The sequence below is a fragment of the Nocardiopsis sp. NPDC006832 genome (assembly GCF_040635885.1).
Classification (GTDB): Bacteria; Actinomycetota; Actinomycetes; order Streptosporangiales; family Streptosporangiaceae; genus Nocardiopsis.
On record NZ_JBEYLC010000005.1, the window covers coordinates 72,682 to 90,973 of the forward strand.

Below are 18,292 nucleotides of genomic sequence, written 5' to 3' on the forward strand. Positions count from 1 at the left end.
CCTGCGACCGAACCCGGCTGTGATCTCATGCCCATCCGGCCGGCCACGCCCGGCGCGTTGACGGTAAGCACAGGTCGAAACGGGGGCGAATCGCGCTCTCCAGGTTCTCAGGGTGTCTCCGCCTCGGCCGCGTTCCGGGCGCGTTCCCGCCAGGCCGAGGCGTCGACCTCCACCCGGGAAAGCGCTTCCTCGTCCACCGTGACCGGCCGGACCGGCAAAAAGCCGTCGACCGGCAGGAGGGGGTCGGTGGTGACGTCGGCGGTCAGCATCTGCATGGTCGCCAGCCCGCAGGCGTAGGGCAGTTCGGGCAGGGCGGCGGCCAGAGCCACACCCGCGGCCAACCCCACCGAACTCTCCACGGCACTGGAGACCACGACCGGCAGGCCACAGGACTCGGCCACCCGTAGCGCGGCCCGCACCCCGCCCAGGGGTTGGACCTTGAGCACAACGATGTCGGCGGCCTCGGCGGCGCGCACCCGAAACGGGTCCTCGGCTCGACGGACGGACTCGTCGGCCGCCACCGGCACGTCCACCCTGCGGCGGACCGCACCCAGTTCCTCAAGGGAGGCGCAGGGCTGTTCGACGTACTCCAGGTCGAAGCGGTCCAGTTCGCGGACCATCCGAACGGCGGTGTCCACGTCCCAGGCACCGTTGGCGTCGATCCGTACCCGGCCGGAGGGGCCGATGGCCGAACGCACCGCCTCCACCCGGGCGATGTCCTCGCCCAGGTCCTGGCCCTTCTCGGCGACCTTCACCTTGGCCGTGGAGCACCCTCCCGCGGTCACGATCGCCGCGGCGCGTTCGGGGTCCACCGCGGGCACGGTGACGTTGACCGGGACCCGGTCGCGCACGGGTTCGGGCCACCCCTGGTGGGACGCCTCACGGCAGGCCGCCCACCAACGGGAGGCCTCGCGCGGCCCGTACTCGGCGAAGGGCGAGAACTCGCCCCACCCGGCGGGCCCGTGCACGAGCAGCCCCTCTCGTACGGTGATACCGCGGAAACGATTGCGCAGACCGATCGCGAAGGCCCGCCCCCGAACGGGCTCCCCCACCTGGCCGACCGTCCCGTCCCCATCGATCACGCAGCTCACCGCTCCTGCTTCTCCCTCACACGGAAATCTTTGGCGCACACCCGAACCGGAGAGGTTCGCAGGCCCCGGTGTCCGCAGGTCGATCCTTCGCATTCTGTCAGGCGGACCGAGGAACACGGGCACGGACCCGACTCCGACGATCCGGACCGCCCCGCAACCCGGACTACCCTGGGGCACCGTGGCAGCAGTCGAAGAACACCGGTCCCCGTCCCCTCGCACGCAGGACGGACGTCCCCTCCAGGCCGTACGCGGTCTGTCCCCCGAGCGTTTGGAGGCGATGCTCGTCGAGGCCTTGGACGGCACGGGGCCGGCCCTGCTGCCCATCCCCGACGGCACCCCCGACACTCGTGTCACCGAACTCCTCGTCTCCATGCGCCCCTCGTCACTGCGCGCCCCGGAGGGGGTCGTCCCCCTCGACGACGGTGTCGCGGTGGGACCGGACGCGGCGTTGGTCATCACCACCTCGGGTTCCACCGGCGCCCCCAAGGGGGTGGAGCTGTCCGCGACCGCGCTGCGGACGTCGGCCCGTGCCTCCGTGGCCCGAATCGGCGCCGCCCCCGGTGATACCTGGCTGTGCGTGTTGCCGGCCGGACACATCTCCGGAGTGCAGGTGATGACGCGCGCCTACGTCACCGGGACCCGTGCCGTGCACGCCCCCTTCGACGTGGACGGTGTCCTCGAAGCGGCCGAGAGGCTGCGCCCCCACGTCTCCCTGGTCCCCACCCAGCTGCGTCGGCTCCTCGCGGCAGGCGGCGACCTGTCGCTGTTCGGCACGATCCTGCTCGGCGGCGCGGCGGCCGAACCCGACCTGTTGGAGCGCGCCCACGCCGCGGGGGGTCGCGTGATCACCACCTACGGCATGAGCGAGACCTGCGGCGGGTGTGTCTACGACGGTGTCCCCTTGGACGGGGTCCGGGTACACGTCGACGCGGAGGAGGACGGCGCCCCCGGGCGGATCCTGCTGGGCGGTCCGACCCTGTTGACCGGCTACCGCATGCCCCCGGAGACGGTGGTGGACCCGGGCGTCCTGGCCGACGACGGCACCGGGCGACGACTGCGCACCAACGACCTGGGGCGGTTCGGGCCCGACGGTCGACTCCAGGTGTTGGGCCGCGTGGACGAGGTGATCAACACCGGCGGGCACAAGGTGGTCCCCGGCCAGGTCAACACCATCCTGAGCGAACATCCGAAGGTCGCCGAGTCGGTGGTGGTGGGCCGCCCCGACCCCGAATGGGGCGAACGGGTGTGCGCGGTCGTGGTCCCGGTCGATCCCGCCGACCCGCCCCTGCTGGACGAACTGCGCTCCCACGTGCGCGAGCGGCTGCCGGCCTACGCCGCGCCTCGGGAGTTGGACGTGCGCGCGAAGCTGCCGATGCTCGCCTCCGGAAAACCGGACCTGGTGGCGCTGCGCCGCCCCGCGTCCTGATCGGGCCCTCCCGACCGAGGTTTTCCGTCCCGGTCGGCATCGCGCCAGGAGCTGCGGGAATTCGGCCCGTACGCAGCGGCGTTACCGGTAGTACCCGAACCCATGGGACCCTGGCCGCGGCGGGCGCCGTCCCCGGCACCTCGATCACCCGCCGGCCCGGGTTGTTCCGGGAGCGCACGCGGTGTTTCCACCCTTTCGACCACGATCGATCCAGATCGGAACCGAAAAGGTGGGGAACTTCCCAAAGCTCCCCGACGTCTATCCGAGTATCCGAGATCTTCGGCCCCCGTTCCGTAGGAGGTCCGCAGTTGGCGGCAGCCATCGGCTCATCCGCACGCGTTCGCGCGGCCTCCCCCATGTCGGGACGATCCCGCCTCGGGGTTCCCGAAGGCCGACATGACGGCGTCTCCACTACCCGCACTCGCCCGACCCCCGCCACTCATGGCCCGGTGATCTATACCACCATCCTCGATATCCAATCGAGACAGGGAACATTTGACTCGCCGACACGTTGGACATATTGGCGCGTCCAGTCGGCGGTGATCCTCCGCCACGTGCCATACGTCTTGGAAGGGAGGGATGTGCCCCTATGACGAGCACCGCCCTAGCAGCCTCCGGCCACTCGGCCCAGGCCCCCGATGGCGCAGCTCCGAAACCGGCCCCCGAGGCCGGCGCGGCCCTGACCGACCTGATCGCCCAGGGACGTGCTCAGGGACACCTGTCCCTCTCCGAACTACGTACCGCTTTCTCCGCGGCCGGAGTCACCTCCAGTGACGGCCGCTCCATCCTGCGTGAACTCACCGACCACGGGGTCCGGCTCGCCGACGGGGGCGAGGAGTCCGTGAAGGTGGCCGAACCTGACGCCGAGGACGACGTGCTGGAAAACACTCTCATCGCGACGGTGCCCGACACCGACGAGGCACCCAAGACCGCATCCGGCAAGGTCGCGGCGCGAAAGGGTCCCTCCACCCGAAGGAAGACCCGCACCACGCGACGCACCAAGAAGACCGAGACCTCTCAGGCCTCCATCGACCCGGAGACCGGTGAGGCCGACCTCGACGACCAGTCGCCCGCCATGGGCGACTCGGTCCACACCTACCTGAAGGCGATCGGGCGGCGGCAGCTGCTCACCGCCGAGCAGGAGGTGGACCTGGCCAAGCGTGTCGAGGCCGGACTCTACGCCGAGTACCGGCTCGGTCAGCACGGCGAGATCGACGAGTCCTTCACCAGGGCCGACGTCGAGCGCGAGGAACTCGAATGGGTGGCCGAGGACGGCCGCAAGGCCAAGTCCCACATGCTCGAGGCCAACCTGCGTCTGGTCGTGTCGGTGGCCAAGAAATACAGTGACCGGGGGATGTCGCTGCTGGACGTGGTCCAGGAGGGCAACCTCGGCCTCATCCGCGCGGTGGAGAAGTTCGACTACACCAAGGGCTTCAAGTTCTCCACCTACGCCATGTGGTGGATTCGTCAGGCCATCCAGCGCGGGTTCGCCGACTCCGCGCGCACCATCCGCCTGCCCGTACATGTCCTGGAGCTCCTCAGTAAGGTGAGCCGGCTGGAGCGTGACATGCACCAGGCTCTGGGCCGCGAACCCACGCCCGAGGAGCTGGGTCACGAGCTCGACAAGACCCCGACCCAGATCGAGGAGCTGCTGCGGGTCACCCGACAGCCCATCAGCCTCGACTCGACCATCGGTGAGGACGGCGAGACCCGCATCGGTGACCTGATCGAGGACGTGGACGCCTCGGAGGCCTCCGAGGTGGTCGACCGCCAGCTCATGGCCGACCAGCTGCGCAACGCCCTGTCCGATCTGGAGCCGCGCGAGGCGACCATCATGTCGCTGCGATTCGGGCTGATGGACGGTCGACCGCGCACGCTGGACGAGATCGGCAAACACCTGGGACTGACCCGCGAGCGCATTCGGCAGCTGGAGAAGCAGTCTCTGGCCAAGCTGCGCCACCCGAGCCGGGCCCAGCAGCTGTTGGACTTCGCCAGCTAGGGATCGCGACGGACACGGGGCCGTCCTCCATTTCGGAGGACGGCCCCGTCCGTGTGTGCGGGGCCTTGTACGGCGCGCCGATCACGATCTCGGGGAGAACCCCGAGATCCCCCTGGAATCGACCTCCCGTCTTAACACGGCCCCGTGCGCGGTGGGACCATGGCGAACATGACGAACCACCCTCGGGGGAACAAGGACGAGATCGCCGCCGCCTTACGCGCGAGTCGCGAGCTGGGGCCCGAATACGACGACGCGATCTCCGCTTCCCTGGTGGAACGGGTCGACGACGCCATCGAGGAGCGCGTCGAACATCATGTCGCCCGTCAGATGGGCGCGCAGGAGTCCCGGAAGGGCGTGGCCTCCAACACCGTGCGGATGGTCTTGGCCCTGGTGTGCCTGGGCATCAGCGTTCCGGCCACGGCCATCGCCGCCGCGGTGGCCGGTGGCGCCGGCTCCATCCTCGTGGTGTGGCTGGGCCTGATCGGCTTCTACCTGGTCGCGGTGGCGGGTCTGCGCCGCTGAGGGCCGGGCCGGTATGGGGTGAGAGCGGGCGGGGCGGGGACCATGCCGGTCCCCGCCCCGCCCTGTTCCACTCCCTAGAAGCCGCAGGCCCGCAGGATCATGTCGTGCGTCTCCGCGGTCCACTCCAGGGCGTCCGCCAGTCCGGCCTCGTCCCCGTTGTCCAGCTCCGCCAGAATGGCGTCGACGGCGTCGGCCCGCTCGGTGGCGTCATCGCGCTGGTCGCCGCGGGCGACCTCCTCCAGACGTTCGACGTCGTCCAGGTGGGCGACCAGTTCGTCGGCGTGCTGATCCTGGTAGGACACCCCGTCGACGAGGACGTCCTGCTCGATGCTGGACGCCGCCATGTCGACCGCGGAGATGTTGGCCTGGATGTCGGCGCAGGCCGCGTCGATCTCGGCCCGATCACCCGAACAGGCGCTCAGTGCCAGCGGCAGGGCCAGGGCGCCGGCGACCAGGGACAGAACACGAAGGTTGGTTCGGGGGTGCGACACGGGTGGTGCTCGTTCCTACTCGTGATGTGCGGTGGGGGAAGGATCCGACGGCCGAGCGGGGACCGTGCGGGTCACAGGACGGCGAAGACGATGACCACGGCCAACACCACCACGGCGAACGCCAGGCAGCCGATCGCGGAGGCGATGCCGCCGCCTCGGCGGCGCGGGGCGTAACCGTGTCCGTCGTCGTAGTGGTGCCGGTTTCCGCCGTACCAGCGGCGCCGGTACCCGGAGGACGGCGCGACCACGTAGGCGGGGTTGGACCGGGTCGCCCGTGAGGGTCTGGCGGACCTGGGGGTACGTGCCGGCCGAGCCGGGCGACCGCTCCGGGAGTTGAAACCGCCACCGGAGCGCGCGGCTCCGCCACGGGCCGATCGGCCACTACGTGAGCTGAAGCCGCCACCGGAACGGGAGGAACCACCCGCCCGGCGCCCGCTGAAGCCACCTGAGGAGCGGCTTCCGCCCGAACGACCACCGCCCGAACGACCACCGCCCGAGCGGCCTCCACCCGAACGACCGCCACCGGAGCGTCCTCCCGATGACCGTCCTCCGCCGGATCTCCTGTTCATGGGGCCTCCTTGGGGGATTTTTCTTGCCGGCGCCGTCAGGGGAACGGCGCCACTACGAGATTAGCCTCTGTCTTCGCAGTTCAGGGGGGTGTGAGCGCTTTCGTCCGGTTATGGTCATCACCACTACGCGGTGGAACCACGAGTGCCCGGAATGCGTCGTGCCCGTCGGGGGCTCCACCGAAGCCGACGCCGTCTCCCATCGGGGCGCCTCAACCGTCCAGGGCCGCCCGCAGGATCTCGACGGCCTCGTCATGGTCCAGACCCACCCTGGTGATGACCTCGGCATATACCCGTGCCGCGGCGAGCGCTTCGGCGCGTTGGTCATCGCCGGCCGCCGCCACGAAGGTACCCGAACGGCCGCGTGTCTCCACCACTCCGGCCTGCTCCAGCTCGCGGTAGGCACGGGCGACGGTGTTGACGGCGACCGCGAGTTCTCCGGCCAGGGCCCGTACCGTCGGCAACCGGTATCCGACCGGAAGTTCACCGTTGGCGGCCGCGATCGCGACCAAGGCCCTGATCTGTTCGTAGGGCGGTACCTTCGACACCGGATCAATGCGGATGAAATCCGCCATGTCCCTTTTCGCTCCCTACGTGGATCGCCTGCTCCCGGCCCGGTCTCGACCGGGCACGCCACCCCAACCTATCGCCCACCGATCGACCACTCGGGGCGGCCGCACGGGCCCCGCGTCCACGATCGGGGCGAAGGGCCCGTGCGGGGCGTGGGTCAGACCACGCGGCGCGGCACCCGCTGGATGCCGTGCAGACGGTGGGCCTCGCGTTCGGTGAGCAGACGCTCCGCGACCTGCGTGGCCCGCTTGACCCCGGGGCGGGCCATGCGCTTGCGACGCTGGATGCGGTCGACGTACCCCTTGGGGCCGACGAGGACGCGTTCGTGCGCGTAGGCCGCGCGCATGGCGTCGGTGAGCGCGGTGTCCAGGGCCAATCCGCGGTCACGGAGCTCCTCCACGGGAGCGTTGTGCCGATGAGCCGAATCCAGGGCGTCCTCGGTCTCGGACACGCTCTTGAGAAGCTCGGGCAGTCGGTCGGCCAACTCCTGGTCGCGAGCGAGCCTCTCGCGCGCCTGGGTCCTGTCCTGCTTGGGAACTCGCATCTTGCGCTCTCCATCGGGCGTAACATCGGCGGTCTCGCCGCAACTCTAGAGGTGACGAGGATCATCCCGCGACCCGGGGCGCGGGTCGGTGCGGGCGTTCACCGACCCGACCTGTCACCTTACTCAGTAGATCCCCTCGAGCCCCCGGAGGAACCCGTGGTCAGTAGGAACAACGCAGGGCTCAGCCGCGAGCGCATCATCGTGGAGGCCTTGCACATCATCGCCGGACGTGGCCTGGGCGGCCTGTCCATGCGCCGGCTGGGCGACGCCCTGGAGGTGGAGGCCATGGCGATCTACCATCACTTCCCCAGGGGCAAGGAACAGCTGTTCAACGCCATCGCCGCCTATGTCACCACCGCTCGGGTGGTGAGCGGCCTGACCGAGGGTCAAGGGCCCGAGGAAGAGGAGCTGCCCGCCGCCGGGATCGCCGAGGAGGACCCGGACCGGGTCGAGAACCTGTCGTGGGACCGCCGGATCACGGCGTGGGCCGAGTCCTACCGCACCCGGCTCCTGACCTACTCGGGCGCGATGTCGCTGCTGATGCACCGGGCGCCGTTGACCCTGGCCGAGCAGCGCACCGTCGCCATGTTGGACGCGGCCCTGGAGGAGGCCGGATTGTCCGGAGACGACGTGGCCCGGGGGCGTGACTCCCTCCTCGCGTACTGTCTGGGTTCCGTGGGACACCAGGTGCGCTACGAGGGCCGCGATGACTCCCCCGGTGAGGTCGAGGCCCTGGCCCGCTTCCTCTTCGGTCTGCGAGCGCTTCTGCGAGGGCTCGGCGCCTCCTGACCGATCCGCCTCGCGCCCCTGCCCCACGGCCACTGTCACCGTTCAGCCGGCGACGCGTTGTCGCACGCGTTCGGCGCGCAGCCTGCGGGCCTCGTCGGGGTCCAGGACCGGGGCCGCGGTGAGCAACTGCCGGGTGTAGTCGCTCCGCGGGTTCTCGTAGATGCCGTCGCTGTCGCCCATCTCCACCACCTCGCCCTTGCGCATGACCGCGACGCGGTCACTGACCTGACGCACGACCGCCAGGTCGTGGGCCACGAAGATGTAGGTCAGACCGAAGTCGTCCTGCAACTCCGAGAGCAGACGCAGCACTTGGTCCTGCGTGGACACGTCCAGCGCGGAGACCGGCTCGTCGCAGATGATCAGCTTGGGCTTGAGGATCAGCGCGCGGGCGATGGCGATGCGCTGACGCTGACCACCGGAGAACGCGTGCGGGAACCTGTTGTAGTGCTCGGGCTCCAGGCCCACCCTCTCCAACAGCGACTGGACACGGACGCGGATCTTCTTGCCGTCGCGTTCACCCTGCACCTTCAGGGCGCTGCCGATGCTCTCACCGATGGTCAGCCGCGGGTTCAGCGAGGAGTAGGGGTTCTGGAACACCATCTGGATCTGCTTGCGCAGCGGGCGCATGCGTCGCTCCGGCAGGTGGGTGATGTCGCGTCCCTGGAACTCCACGGTCCCCGCGGTGGGCTCCAACAGACGCATGATCATGCGGGAGAGGGTGCTCTTGCCCGAACCGGACTCACCCACGATGCCCAGGGTCTCGCCCTGGCGCAGCTCGAAGCTCACCCCCTTGACCGCCCAGAAGTCGCTGGAGCGGCCCAACAGTCCCCCGCGGACCTTGAAGCTCTGCGAGAGGTCGCTCACCCGAAGCAGCGGCTCGCCCTTGCCGGCGCCCTCGGTAGCCGAGGAAAAAGCTGGGAAAGCGGTTGCCCCACCGGCCGGTTCCTCGGCCCCCTCCCGCACGGTGCGGGGCGGTTTTCCCCCGCTTTCCCGCTCCTTTCGGTCGGCGCGGTCCCGGGCGCGACGCTGGGCCCGGGAGACCTCCACACGCGGCACCGCGTCCAGCAACGCCTGGGTGTAGGGGTGCTCGGGTTCGGACAGCACGTGGCGCACGTCGCCGCGTTCCACCGCCCGGCCGTGACGCATCACCACGACCTCGTCCACCGAACCGGCCACGACGGCCAGGTCGTGTGAGACGAGAATGAGGCCCATGTTCAGGTCACGGCGCAGCTCGTCGAGCAGGTCCAGGATCTGGGCCTGGACGGTCACGTCCAGCGCGGTGGTGGGTTCGTCGGCCAGCAGCACCTTGGGGTCGCACATCAACCCCATGGCGATGAGGACGCGTTGACGCATGCCGCCGGAGAACTCGTGCGGGTAGGAGTTGATCCGTTTGGCCGGTTCGGGGATGCCGACGCGCTCCAGCGACTCGATCGCCCGCTCGCGCGCCTTCGATCGCGACACCTGTGACCGGTGCACCCGCAACGCCTCGATGAGCTGGTTACCGATCGTGTACTGCGGGTGCAGCGACTGCATCGGGTCCTGGAAGACCATCGCGATGTCGTTGCCGCGCATCCGACGGAGTCGCTTGTCGGAGGCGGCCACCACGTCGTTGCCCACCACCTCGATCCCGCCGGTGATCTCGGCGCGGGTGCCCCGGTGCAGACCCATCAGGGCCAGGGAGGTCACGCTCTTGCCCGAACCCGACTCGCCCACGATGCCCAGCCCTCCTCCGGCCGGGACTTCGAAGGACAATCCGTCCACCGCGCGGACCTCACCGTCCATCGTCGGGAACGTCACCCGCAGGTCGTCCACGCGCACGACCGTGGCGGCGGGAGCGGATTCACTCATGTAGGGCGCCTCTCTTCAGCCGTGGATGCGCACACGCGGGTCGATCAGCGGGTACACCAGGTCCACGATCAGGTTGCAGATGACGATGAAGAACGCGCCGAACAGGGTCACGCCGAGGATCACCGGAAGGTCGCTCTGGGTGATGGCCTGTACGGCGTACCGACCGATGCCGTTCAACGAGAAGACCTGTTCGGTCAGGACCGCGCCGCCCAGGACCAGCCCCAGGTCGAGGCCGAAGATGGTGACGATGGGGGTCAAGGTAGGGCGCAGGGCGTGCTTGAGCACCACCTTGCTCTCGCTCAGCCCCTTGGCCCGGGCCGTGCGGATGTAGTCCTCGCTGAGCGCCTCCAGCATGCCGGCGCGGGTCTGGCGGGCGTACATGGCCGCGTGCAGGAACGCGAGTGTCAGCCAGGGCAGCAGTAGCCCCTGGACCCAGCCGAACGGGTCCTGGGTGAAGGGAACGTACCCGGGGGTCCCGAACAGACCCCAGGAATGCACGAGGAAGGCCAGGGCGAGCAGACCGGTGAAGAAGATCGGCAGCGACACCCCGGCCAGGGCCACCGCCATCGCCAGTCGGTCGAAGAGGCTGCCCTTCCACACCGCGGAGATCACGCCCACCGCGATCCCGCCGACCAGCCAGATGACGCCGGCGCCCAGGGCCAACGACCCGGTCACCGGGAGCCGGGCCAGGATCTCGGGGAAGACCTCCTGGTAGGTCTGGAAGGAGTAACCGAAGCAGGGGGCGGCACACTCGATGGTCTGGCCGCCGAACCGGTACTGGGCTCCGAAGAAGATACCGCGGACGAACTCGCCGAACTGCACGGCGATCGGTTGGTCCAGCCCCAGCCGTTCGATGGTGGCCTGGATGGCCTCCGGGGTGGGAGCCCGCCCCACGTACATGGTGGCGAGTTGTTCGGTGGTGCGGCCCGCCCATCGCGGCACCACGTAGAAGATGGCGAAGGTGACCATGGTGACCACGGCCAAGAGCAGCAGCCCGGCGCCCAGTCGGCGCAGGATGTAGGTCAGCATGGCGCGTGCTTTCTATCGTCGGTACCCGAGCCCCGGGGCCCTGGCCCGGGGCGATGGTGACTCCACCCCCGAAGCCAAACACTAACCCACGGAAACCAGGCGTTCACGGCTAGTGACCGGCGTGTACGCGGGCGCCCGGCATGCCGAGGGCGGCGCCCCTCCAGGAGACCGCCGCCCTCGAACCCGTCACACCGGTCAGTCGGTGTTGCCGGTGCCCAGACTCATGTAGTCGTACATGCTGTAGCCCGCGTGGTAGTACACGTTGGTCAGGTTGGCCGGCCGGTACAGCACCGTACGTTCGAACACCGCCGGCAGGATCGCGGCCTGCTCCATGGCCCGCTCATCGATCTGGGTGTAGATCGAGGCCCTGGCGTCGGGGTCCTCCTCGGAGACGACCTCGTCGAACCACTCGTTGATCTGGTCGTCGTCCAGCTCGGCGATGTTGGAGTTGCCCGCCTCCTGGATGGAGTCACCGTCCAGGATCTTGCTCATGAAGCCGTAACCGCTGGCCCAGTCCGGAGCCCACCCGTAGACGGTCAGACCCAGGTCGTTGTCGTGCACGAAGTCCGGGGAACCCGCCTGGGTGTTGGTGAAGGTGTCGGAGGGGTACTGCTTGATCTCCGTCTCGATGTTCACCCGGGCCAACGCCTGCTGGAGCGCCTCGGCGGTGCTCACGTCGGCGGGGCGGTCGGCGCGAGCGCCGATGGAGGTGGAGAACCCGTCGGGCTGCCCGCACTCCTCCAACTTCTCCTGTGCCATCTCCAGGTCGCCCTTGTTGTCCTCGGACGGGTACAGGTCGATGCTCGGGTCCGCCCCGGGCAAGGACGTGGGCATGATCTGGGTGGCGATGTCACCGCCGGTGTCGCCACCCCAGGCGCGCTGCAGGGCGTCCCGGTCGGCCGCGTACATGATGGCTTCGCGGCAGGCGGGGTCGTTCAGGGGTTCGATGACGGTGTTGACGTTGACGTAGCGCAGGGTGCTGGTCTGCGGGTTGTCGATGTTGTGGCGCTCGGCCTCGTCGGTGATCAGGGTGCCCTTCATGGCCGGGCCCACACCGGTGCCGCCCAGGTCGACGTCGAGTTCGCCGTTGACCAGACGCTGGTCGATCTCGTTCTGGTCGACGCCCAACTGCACCTCGACCCGGTCCGGCAGAGCCTTGCGGATCGGGTCGGTCTCGGGGTCCCACTCCTCGTTGCGCACCAGGTTCAGGGACGCGCCGGGCCGGTACTCTCCGTCGAACTTGTAGGGCCCGGAGGAGACCACGTTGCTCTGGTACTGCTCACCACGGTCGGCGTCGGCGGGCACCGGCGCGGTCTGCGGCTGGATGAGCACGTACGGGAACTCCGAGAAGCTCGTGTTCAGGTGGAAGATCAGGGTGTGGTCGTCCGGGGTCTCGATCCCGTCGAACCCTTCGAGCGGGTCGTCCTCGTTGGCGTAGGGGCCCTCGTAGTCGTCGCTGTCGGCGAGCAGTTCCTGGAAGTACTTGGGTCCGTTGGGAAGTGCCTGGTCGCCGAAGTTGCTGCGCGCGATGGCGTATTTGACGTCCTGGGCGGTGATCTCCGAGCCATCCTCGAAGCGCAGGCCCTCCTTGAGGCGGACCGTCCACTCCGTGGAGTCCTCGTTTCCCTCGGGCATCTCCTCGGCGAGGTCGGGCTGGAGCTCCACGCCCTGTTCGCCGGGGGCCTCGGTGTAGGTCAGCAGGGTGCGGGCGTAGTAGCGGGAGAAGTTCCACACGAACGCGTAGTAGGTGTTGCCCGGGTCCGGTGAGTCGAAGTCGGCGGAGATGGCGTAGCGCAGGGTTCCGCCGGTCTCGTCGGAGGGGTTGACGACGGCGGTCTCGCCCTCGTTGAACTCGGCGTCGGACTGTCCCGCCCCGCCTCCCCCGCCCGCGCCGCCACAGGCGGACAGGACCAGGGCCAGGGCGGTGCCGGCCGCGGCGGGCGCCATGATTCGTCGGAGCACGCCGGACCATCGGGGCGGCCCCTGACGCGTGAAGTGATGGGTGGTCACCTTGCCTCCTGGTGGGATTCGGTGGTGATGGAGTGCGGAGCACGTCCCTGTGAGTGGGTGGGTACCGACCGTGACGACCATAGACGGGGTCGTTCAGTCGGAGGAACGCGGGTCGAAGGCGTCGCGCAGACCGTCACCGAAGAGGTTGAACGCCAGGACGGTGATGAAGATGGCCAGACCCGGGACGATCACGAAGTGCGGTGACGTGGTGTAGAAGCGCAGCGCGTTCTCCAGCATGCCGCCCCAGGTCGCCATGGGCGGGTTGATGCCCACCCCCAGGAAGCTCAGGGCCGCCTCGAAGAGGATGTTGGTGGGGATCAGCAGGGTGGAGTAGACGAGGATCGGGGTGATGAGGTTGGGCAGGATCTCGCGGAAGACGATGTGGGTGTTGCCGGACCCCAGGCTGCGGGAGGCCTCCACGAACTCGCGTTCCTTGAGGGTGAGGGTCTGTCCGCGCACGACGCGGCCGATGTAGGGCCAGTTGAAGAACCCGATGATGAACACCAGGACACCGATGCGCAGGTAGTTGCCCTCCAGGCCGAAGGCCCCGTCGGGGATGACACCGACCAGGGCGATGGCGAACAGCAGCAGCGGGAAGGCGAGGAAGATGTCCATGGTGCGGCTGATGACGGTGTCGACCCAACCACCGAAGTAGCCGGCGAGGATGCCGAGGACGGTACCGATGACCACGCACACCACGGTGGCGACGGTGGCGACCAGCAGTGAGGTCCGCGCACCGTAGACGATGCGGCTGAACAGGTCGCGCCCGTTGACGGGTTCGACCCCCAGAAGGTGTTCGGCGCTGATGCCGCCCCAGGGGTCGAGTCCTTGGGTGGTGTTGCCGGGGTCGCGCAGCACACCGCCGGTGAGCGGGTCGACGAGCCCCTGGTTGAACTGGTTGGGCGGGTGACCGAACCAGGCTGCGAGCAACGGCGCGCACAACGCGATGAGGATGAGCAGGATGACGATGACGCCGCCGGCCATGCCGACCTTGTCCCTGCGGAAGCGTCGCCAGGCGATCTGGCGCAGGGATCTGCCGGCGGCACCCTCGGCACCCGCCGCGACGGCTTCCGGGTCGGCGTGTTGGGACGACTCGGGCACGTCCATCGGTGTGGTCATGTACCCCCACCCCCGATCTCCAGTAGTGACTACATCACCACGCAGAGTGTGCATCAGTGGTCGTGAGGGTTTCCAGTGTCCGCGCCGAAGACGAACGGGCCGGGCACCCCCTTTTGGGAAATGCCCGACCCGAGCCCTCGTGAGCGGTTCGTTTGTTCGGTGGTTCGCCCGTTCGGCCGTCAGCGGCCGCGTAGGTCCCGGTAGCGAAGGACCAGCGCTTCGGTCGAGGCGTCCAGGCCGGGCACCTCGGCGCCCTCGGTGAGCGCGGGCTCCACCTTCTTGGCCAGGACCTTGCCGAGCTGGACCCCCCACTGGTCGAAGGAGTTGATGTTCCACACCGCCCCCTGCACGAACACCTTGTGCTCGTAGAGGGCCACGAGCTGACCCAGGGTGGAGGGGTCGAGCCGTTCGGCGAGGATCGTGGTGGTGGGCCGGTCACCCGAGAAGGAACGGTGCGGCACCAGTTCGGGGCTCACCCCCTCGGCGGCTACCTCCTCCTCGGTGCGGCCGAAGGCCAGGGCCTGCCCCTGCGCGAACATGTTGGCCATCAGCAGGTCGTGTTGGGGCACCAGCGACTCGGCCAGGTCGAGGGCCGGTCGGGCGAAACCGATCAGGTCGGCCGAAACGAAACGGGTGCCCTGGTGCAACAGCTGGAAGTAGGCGTGCTGACCGTTGGTGCCGGGGGTCCCCCACACCACCGGACCGGTCTGCCAGGTGACGGGACGCCCGTCACGTTGGACCGACTTGCCGTTCGACTCCATGTCGAGCTGTTGCAGGTAGGCGGGGAAACGCGCCATGTGGTGGCTGTAGGGCAGCACGGCGTGCGACTGGGCGTCGAAGAAGCCGCCGTACCAGACGCCGAGGAGCCCGAGCAGGAACGGCAGGTTGCGTTCGACCGGTGCGGTGGCGAAGTGGGTGTCCATGAGGTGGAACCCGGCGAGCATCTCCCGGAAGGACTCCGGTCCGATCGCCACCATGAGGGAGAGGCCGATGGCGGAGTCGTAGGAGTAACGGCCACCCACCCAGTCCCAGAACTCGAACATGTTGGCGGTGTCGATACCGAACTTCGCGACTTCTTCGGCGTTGGTGGACACGGCCACGAAGTGACGGGCGATCGCGTCGTCACCGGCGCCGAGCCCTTCGAGCAGCCAATCACGGGCGACGGTGGCGTTGGTGATGGTCTCGATGGTGGTGAAGGTCTTGGAGGCCACCACGAACAGGGTGTGCTCGGGGTCGGCGTCGATGAGCGCCTCGTTCAGGTCGGCGCCGTCCACGTTGGAGACGAACCGGAACTCCAGGCCGCGGTCGGTGTAGGGCAGAAGCGCCTCGTAGGCCATGGCCGGGCCCAGGTCGGAGCCGCCGATACCGATATTGATCACGCGGGTCACCGGCCTGCCGGTGTGCCCGAGCCAGGCGCGCGAGCGCACCTTCTCGGCGAAGCCCGCCATCTTGTCCAAGACCTCGTGCACCTCGGGGACCACGTCCCGGCCGTCGGCTCGGATGACCTGCTCTCGGGGCGCGCGCAGAGCGGTGTGCAGGACGGCACGGTCCTCGGTGACGTTGATGCGTTCACCGCGCAGCATGGCGTCGCGCAGCCCGGTCACCCCGGTGGCGGCGGCCAGGTCGGTCAGCAACCCCAAAGTCCGGTCGGTGACGAGGTTCTTGGAGTAGTCGACGTGCAGCGAACCCACGTCGAGGCCGTAACGTTCGGCCCGCTTCGGGTCGTCGGCGAAGAGCCCGCGCAGATGGGTCTCGCCCAGCCCGGCGCGGTGCTCACGCAGGCGGACCCACTCGTCCCTGCGGTCCAGCGGAGTGCAGGCCTGATCGCCGGTGCCCTCGGTCGACGGCAGGGGTGTGCTGGCAGACATCCGGTGACTCCTCGTCGTCCATGCTCCGGGTGTGCGCGGGTCCACGGTCGCCCGGCCCACGCGCCGCGCCCGGGAATCGGTGGCTGTGCCCCTACCTTCCCACGAAAGGGGTCGACGTCGTGGACCGTGCGGGTGGAGAAGGTCAGACGGGGCTGCGATCACCGCTCTGGTCGTTGCGCGGCTCGCGCAGGCGGGCGATCTCCTCGCGCAGGGACCGCAGTTCGGCGAGGATCTGGCGTTGCCCCTCGTCGGGGCCGCTTTGGGGGCCACCATCGGGTCCCCTCGCGCCCTGGCCCGACTCGCCGCCCCCACCGCCGGCCTCGCGTTCCTCGTGTCCCGCCTTGTCGAGCGCCTCCACCGCGACGGCGATGAACAAATTGAGCGCGATGAGCGTGGACACCAGCACGAAGACCACGAAGAAGACCCATGCCAGGGGTTGGGCCTTCATGACCTCCTTGGCGATGTTCCCCCAACCGTCCGCGGTGAAGATCTGGAAGAGGGTGAACAGGGACGTCCACAGGTCACCGAAGTAGCGGGGGGTGTCGTCGCCGAAGAGCTTGGTGGCCATCACAGCCGACACGTAGAGCAGCAGCGCCACCAGCACCATGATGGAGACCATGCCCGGCAGGGCACGGAAGAGGCCCGCCACCACGTGTCGCAGGGTCGGTATCACCGACAACAACCGCAGGACCCGTAGGACCCGGAGCACCCGCAGCACCGCGAACGGTCCGGTGGCCGGCAACAGCGCGATACCGATGATGATCACGTCGAACCAGCCCCAGGCGTCGCGCAGGAAGTCCTTGCGGTACGCGAAGATCCGTAGGGTCAACTCGACGACGAACAGGGTCAGGATCACCCTGTCGATACCGGTGAGCAGGTCACCGTGTGCCTCCATCACCGATTTGGACGTCTCGAAGCCGAGGATGACGGCGTTGATCAGGATGAGGGTGATGACTCCGGTCTGGAACCAGAATGCGTCGACCAGGGATCGGACCCGTTCGCGTGCGGTCACTAGGAGGGGAACTCCGTCTCTTCATGTCGGACAGGCGACGAAAAATCCTACCGCCGCACACTGCGCCTCGATTCATCCTCGTCGCCCTCGGTACACGGCCCACTGGTGCCCACCGGCGGAAACGGGCATGATCGATGTAGGGAACCGAGGCGAGGGGGCCGCCTGTGACGGAATCCGCGAACACGACCGGAGAACCCGGCGGGGACGCCGAGGACATCGACGACGTCGACGCCGAGATGGACGTGGGAGCCCCGGACCAGGACACCGCCGTGGCGGAGTACCTGGAGGAGCACCCGAACGACTACCACATCGAGGAGATCGATGACCACGAGGTACTCGGTATAGACGCGGAGACGCGTCAGGAGGTTCCGGATGAGGCCACCGGAACCGAGGATGAGAACCCGCCGGCTCGGAGCCGCGAGGAGACGTCCCGTCTGTTGCGCGCCGAACAGTACGCCGAACGCGTGGAACGCCGCCTGGAGGGGTGAGCGCTCGCTCGACGCCCCTTGTGGGGCTCGGTGTCAAGGGCCCTCAGCGTTCGGGTTCGCCCCCGAGCGAGGTACCCACGGAGCGCAGGTGGGAACGCAGCCAACGTTCCACCCGCAAGACGTGGGCGGTCGCCGTCGCCCGCGCGGCCTCGGGGTCGCGATCGCGGAGGGCCTCCAGGATGCGCCGGTGGTCCTCGTACAGGTCCCGGGCGATGCCTGCGGCGTCGTGGCCGGCCCAGACCCGTTCGTTGAGGGTGGGCGAGGAGAGCCCGGCGTGCACGGCTGTCAGGGTGGCGTTGCCGGCGCACGCCACGATCCCGCGGTGGAAACCGAGGTCGAAGGCACCGGAGTCGCCCGGTTCGGCGGAGCGGTCGGTGTCCTCCAACCGGTCCAGCATCTCGCCGATGCGCTTCAGGTCCTCATCGGTGGCGCGGGCCGCGGCGATGGCGGTGGCGGCGGGTTCGATCATCCGCCGCACCTGCAATACCTCCAGCAGGGTGGGGTCAGGGGAGACCTCCGAGAGGACCCCGAAGGCCTCCAGGAGGTCGTCGGGACGCAAAGCGGTGACGTACACGCCCGCGCCATGGCGGACCTCCAGGACGCCGAGTGTGGTGAGGATGCGGATGGCCTCGCGCACCGAGCCGCGGGAGACGCCGAAGCGCGCCGAAAGGTCGCGTTCCGTGGGCAATCGCTGTTGAGGTCCTACCTCTCCCGTCGAGATCATCGCCTTGATCTGCTCGACCGTCCGCTGCGCGACCGGCGTGCGCACTCCGTCAACCACGCGTCTCCCCCACCTTTGTCGCTGTGAACACGCTGACATCCTATCCGCTCGGCGCATCGCCCCTCTTGCCCACGGCATCAAGTTGCTGCACAGTGGTCGGACCACTCGGCGTCCCGTATACGCGGCGCGTCGAGCGCCC

17 protein-coding genes are annotated in these 18,292 nt (G+C 68.9%); 5 read left to right on the forward strand and 12 right to left on the reverse strand.

Features of this window, described 5'->3' with window-relative positions; all coding sequences use genetic code 11:
• Positions 1 to 107: 107 nt before the first annotated feature.
• Entirely contained in the window at positions 108 to 1,082 is a 975-nt protein-coding gene (locus ABZ717_RS04000; protein WP_358505432.1) for an o-succinylbenzoate synthase, read from the reverse strand.
• Positions 1,083 to 1,368: 286 nt separating this feature from the next.
• On the opposite strand from ABZ717_RS04000, the gene ABZ717_RS04005 reads away from it, so the two are divergent.
• The 3 genes from ABZ717_RS04005 to ABZ717_RS04015 all read left to right on the forward strand — a co-directional run bounded on the left by ABZ717_RS04005 (position 1,369) and on the right by ABZ717_RS04015 (position 5,038).
• Positions 1,369 to 2,517, forward strand: coding sequence for an AMP-binding protein (locus ABZ717_RS04005; RefSeq protein WP_358505435.1), 1,149 nt, complete (start codon positions 1,369 to 1,371; stop codon positions 2,515 to 2,517).
• A gap of 589 nt (positions 2,518 to 3,106) precedes the next feature.
• Positions 3,107 to 4,516: a sigma-70 family RNA polymerase sigma factor gene (locus ABZ717_RS04010; RefSeq protein WP_358505213.1), complete on the forward strand. Its 1,410-nt coding sequence runs from the start codon at positions 3,107 to 3,109 to the stop codon at positions 4,514 to 4,516.
• 168 nt (positions 4,517 to 4,684) lie between these two features.
• Complete coding sequence (locus ABZ717_RS04015) at positions 4,685 to 5,038, forward strand: hypothetical protein (RefSeq protein ID WP_358505216.1); 354 nt, start codon at positions 4,685 to 4,687, stop codon at positions 5,036 to 5,038.
• Between the two features lie 74 nt (positions 5,039 to 5,112).
• Here ABZ717_RS04015 and ABZ717_RS04020 read toward each other — a convergent pair whose 3' ends face one another.
• The 4 genes from ABZ717_RS04020 to ABZ717_RS04035 form a co-directional block, all read right to left on the reverse strand.
• Positions 5,113 to 5,529: a hypothetical protein gene (locus ABZ717_RS04020; protein WP_358505219.1), complete on the reverse strand. Its 417-nt coding sequence runs from the start codon at positions 5,527 to 5,529 to the stop codon at positions 5,113 to 5,115.
• Between the two features lie 71 nt (positions 5,530 to 5,600).
• Entirely contained in the window at positions 5,601 to 6,098 is a 498-nt protein-coding gene (locus ABZ717_RS04025) for a hypothetical protein (protein WP_358505221.1), read from the reverse strand.
• A gap of 209 nt (positions 6,099 to 6,307) precedes the next feature.
• Positions 6,308 to 6,670 (reverse strand): GntR family transcriptional regulator, encoded by a 363-nt coding sequence (locus ABZ717_RS04030; RefSeq protein WP_358505223.1) that lies wholly within the window; start codon positions 6,668 to 6,670, stop codon positions 6,308 to 6,310.
• A gap of 152 nt (positions 6,671 to 6,822) precedes the next feature.
• Positions 6,823 to 7,209, reverse strand: coding sequence for a hypothetical protein (locus ABZ717_RS04035; protein WP_358505226.1), 387 nt, complete (start codon positions 7,207 to 7,209; stop codon positions 6,823 to 6,825).
• 156 nt (positions 7,210 to 7,365) lie between these two features.
• Between ABZ717_RS04035 and ABZ717_RS04040 the strand changes: the two genes are divergently transcribed.
• Positions 7,366 to 7,998, forward strand: coding sequence for a TetR/AcrR family transcriptional regulator (locus ABZ717_RS04040; RefSeq protein ID WP_358505229.1), 633 nt, complete (start codon positions 7,366 to 7,368; stop codon positions 7,996 to 7,998).
• A gap of 42 nt (positions 7,999 to 8,040) precedes the next feature.
• Here ABZ717_RS04040 and ABZ717_RS04045 read toward each other — a convergent pair whose 3' ends face one another.
• From ABZ717_RS04045 to ABZ717_RS04070, 6 genes are all read right to left on the reverse strand, one after another.
• Positions 8,041 to 9,846: an ABC transporter ATP-binding protein gene (locus tag ABZ717_RS04045; RefSeq protein WP_358505232.1), complete on the reverse strand. Its 1,806-nt coding sequence runs from the start codon at positions 9,844 to 9,846 to the stop codon at positions 8,041 to 8,043.
• A gap of 15 nt (positions 9,847 to 9,861) precedes the next feature.
• A complete protein-coding gene (locus ABZ717_RS04050) occupies positions 9,862 to 10,875 on the reverse strand; it encodes an ABC transporter permease (RefSeq protein ID WP_358505234.1) in 1,014 nt (337 codons plus the stop codon).
• A 195-nt stretch (positions 10,876 to 11,070) separates the two neighbouring features.
• Positions 11,071 to 12,885: an ABC transporter substrate-binding protein gene (locus tag ABZ717_RS04055; RefSeq protein ID WP_358505237.1), complete on the reverse strand. Its 1,815-nt coding sequence runs from the start codon at positions 12,883 to 12,885 to the stop codon at positions 11,071 to 11,073.
• 93 nt (positions 12,886 to 12,978) lie between these two features.
• Positions 12,979 to 14,004, reverse strand: a complete 1,026-nt coding sequence (locus ABZ717_RS04060) for an ABC transporter permease (RefSeq protein WP_358505239.1) — start codon at positions 14,002 to 14,004, stop codon at positions 12,979 to 12,981.
• A gap of 179 nt (positions 14,005 to 14,183) precedes the next feature.
• Positions 14,184 to 15,872, reverse strand: coding sequence for a glucose-6-phosphate isomerase (pgi, locus tag ABZ717_RS04065; protein WP_358505242.1), 1,689 nt, complete (start codon positions 15,870 to 15,872; stop codon positions 14,184 to 14,186).
• Between the two features lie 142 nt (positions 15,873 to 16,014).
• Positions 16,015 to 16,884, reverse strand: a complete 870-nt coding sequence (locus ABZ717_RS04070; protein WP_358505245.1) for an ion transporter — start codon at positions 16,882 to 16,884, stop codon at positions 16,015 to 16,017.
• Between the two features lie 164 nt (positions 16,885 to 17,048).
• On the opposite strand from ABZ717_RS04070, the gene ABZ717_RS04075 reads away from it, so the two are divergent.
• The gene (locus ABZ717_RS04075) at positions 17,049 to 17,372 is read left to right on the forward strand and encodes a hypothetical protein (RefSeq protein WP_358505247.1); all 324 of its coding nucleotides are present in this window, start codon (positions 17,049 to 17,051) and stop codon (positions 17,370 to 17,372) included.
• Between the two features lie 43 nt (positions 17,373 to 17,415).
• On the opposite strand, the gene ABZ717_RS04080 is transcribed toward ABZ717_RS04075, so the two are convergent.
• Positions 17,416 to 18,192, reverse strand: a complete 777-nt coding sequence (locus tag ABZ717_RS04080; RefSeq protein ID WP_358505250.1) for a FadR/GntR family transcriptional regulator — start codon at positions 18,190 to 18,192, stop codon at positions 17,416 to 17,418.
• Between the last annotated feature and the right edge of the window lie 100 nt (positions 18,193 to 18,292).

What these genes read in the sequence shown, in the direction of transcription:
- pgi (WP_358505242.1), bottom strand. Translation starts at nt 15,872, where the DNA reads ATGTCTGCCAGCACACCCCTGCCGTCGACCGAGGGCACCGGCGATCAG.
- ABZ717_RS04045 (WP_358505232.1), bottom strand. Translation starts at nt 9,846, where the DNA reads ATGAGTGAATCCGCTCCCGCCGCCACGGTCGTGCGCGTGGACGACCTG.
- ABZ717_RS04005 (WP_358505435.1), top strand. Translation starts at nt 1,369, where the DNA reads ATGCTCGTCGAGGCCTTGGACGGCACGGGGCCGGCCCTGCTGCCCATC.
- ABZ717_RS04035 (WP_358505226.1), bottom strand. Translation starts at nt 7,209, where the DNA reads ATGCGAGTTCCCAAGCAGGACAGGACCCAGGCGCGCGAGAGGCTCGCT.
- ABZ717_RS04010 (WP_358505213.1), top strand. Translation starts at nt 3,107, where the DNA reads ATGACGAGCACCGCCCTAGCAGCCTCCGGCCACTCGGCCCAGGCCCCC.
- ABZ717_RS04050 (WP_358505234.1), bottom strand. Translation starts at nt 10,875, where the DNA reads ATGCTGACCTACATCCTGCGCCGACTGGGCGCCGGGCTGCTGCTCTTG.
- ABZ717_RS04025 (WP_358505221.1), bottom strand. Translation starts at nt 6,098, where the DNA reads ATGAACAGGAGATCCGGCGGAGGACGGTCATCGGGAGGACGCTCCGGT.
- ABZ717_RS04080 (WP_358505250.1), bottom strand. Translation starts at nt 18,192, where the DNA reads ATGTCAGCGTGTTCACAGCGACAAAGGTGGGGGAGACGCGTGGTTGAC.
- ABZ717_RS04015 (WP_358505216.1), top strand. Translation starts at nt 4,685, where the DNA reads ATGACGAACCACCCTCGGGGGAACAAGGACGAGATCGCCGCCGCCTTA.
- ABZ717_RS04060 (WP_358505239.1), bottom strand. Translation starts at nt 14,004, where the DNA reads ATGACCACACCGATGGACGTGCCCGAGTCGTCCCAACACGCCGACCCG.
- ABZ717_RS04030 (WP_358505223.1), bottom strand. Translation starts at nt 6,670, where the DNA reads ATGGCGGATTTCATCCGCATTGATCCGGTGTCGAAGGTACCGCCCTAC.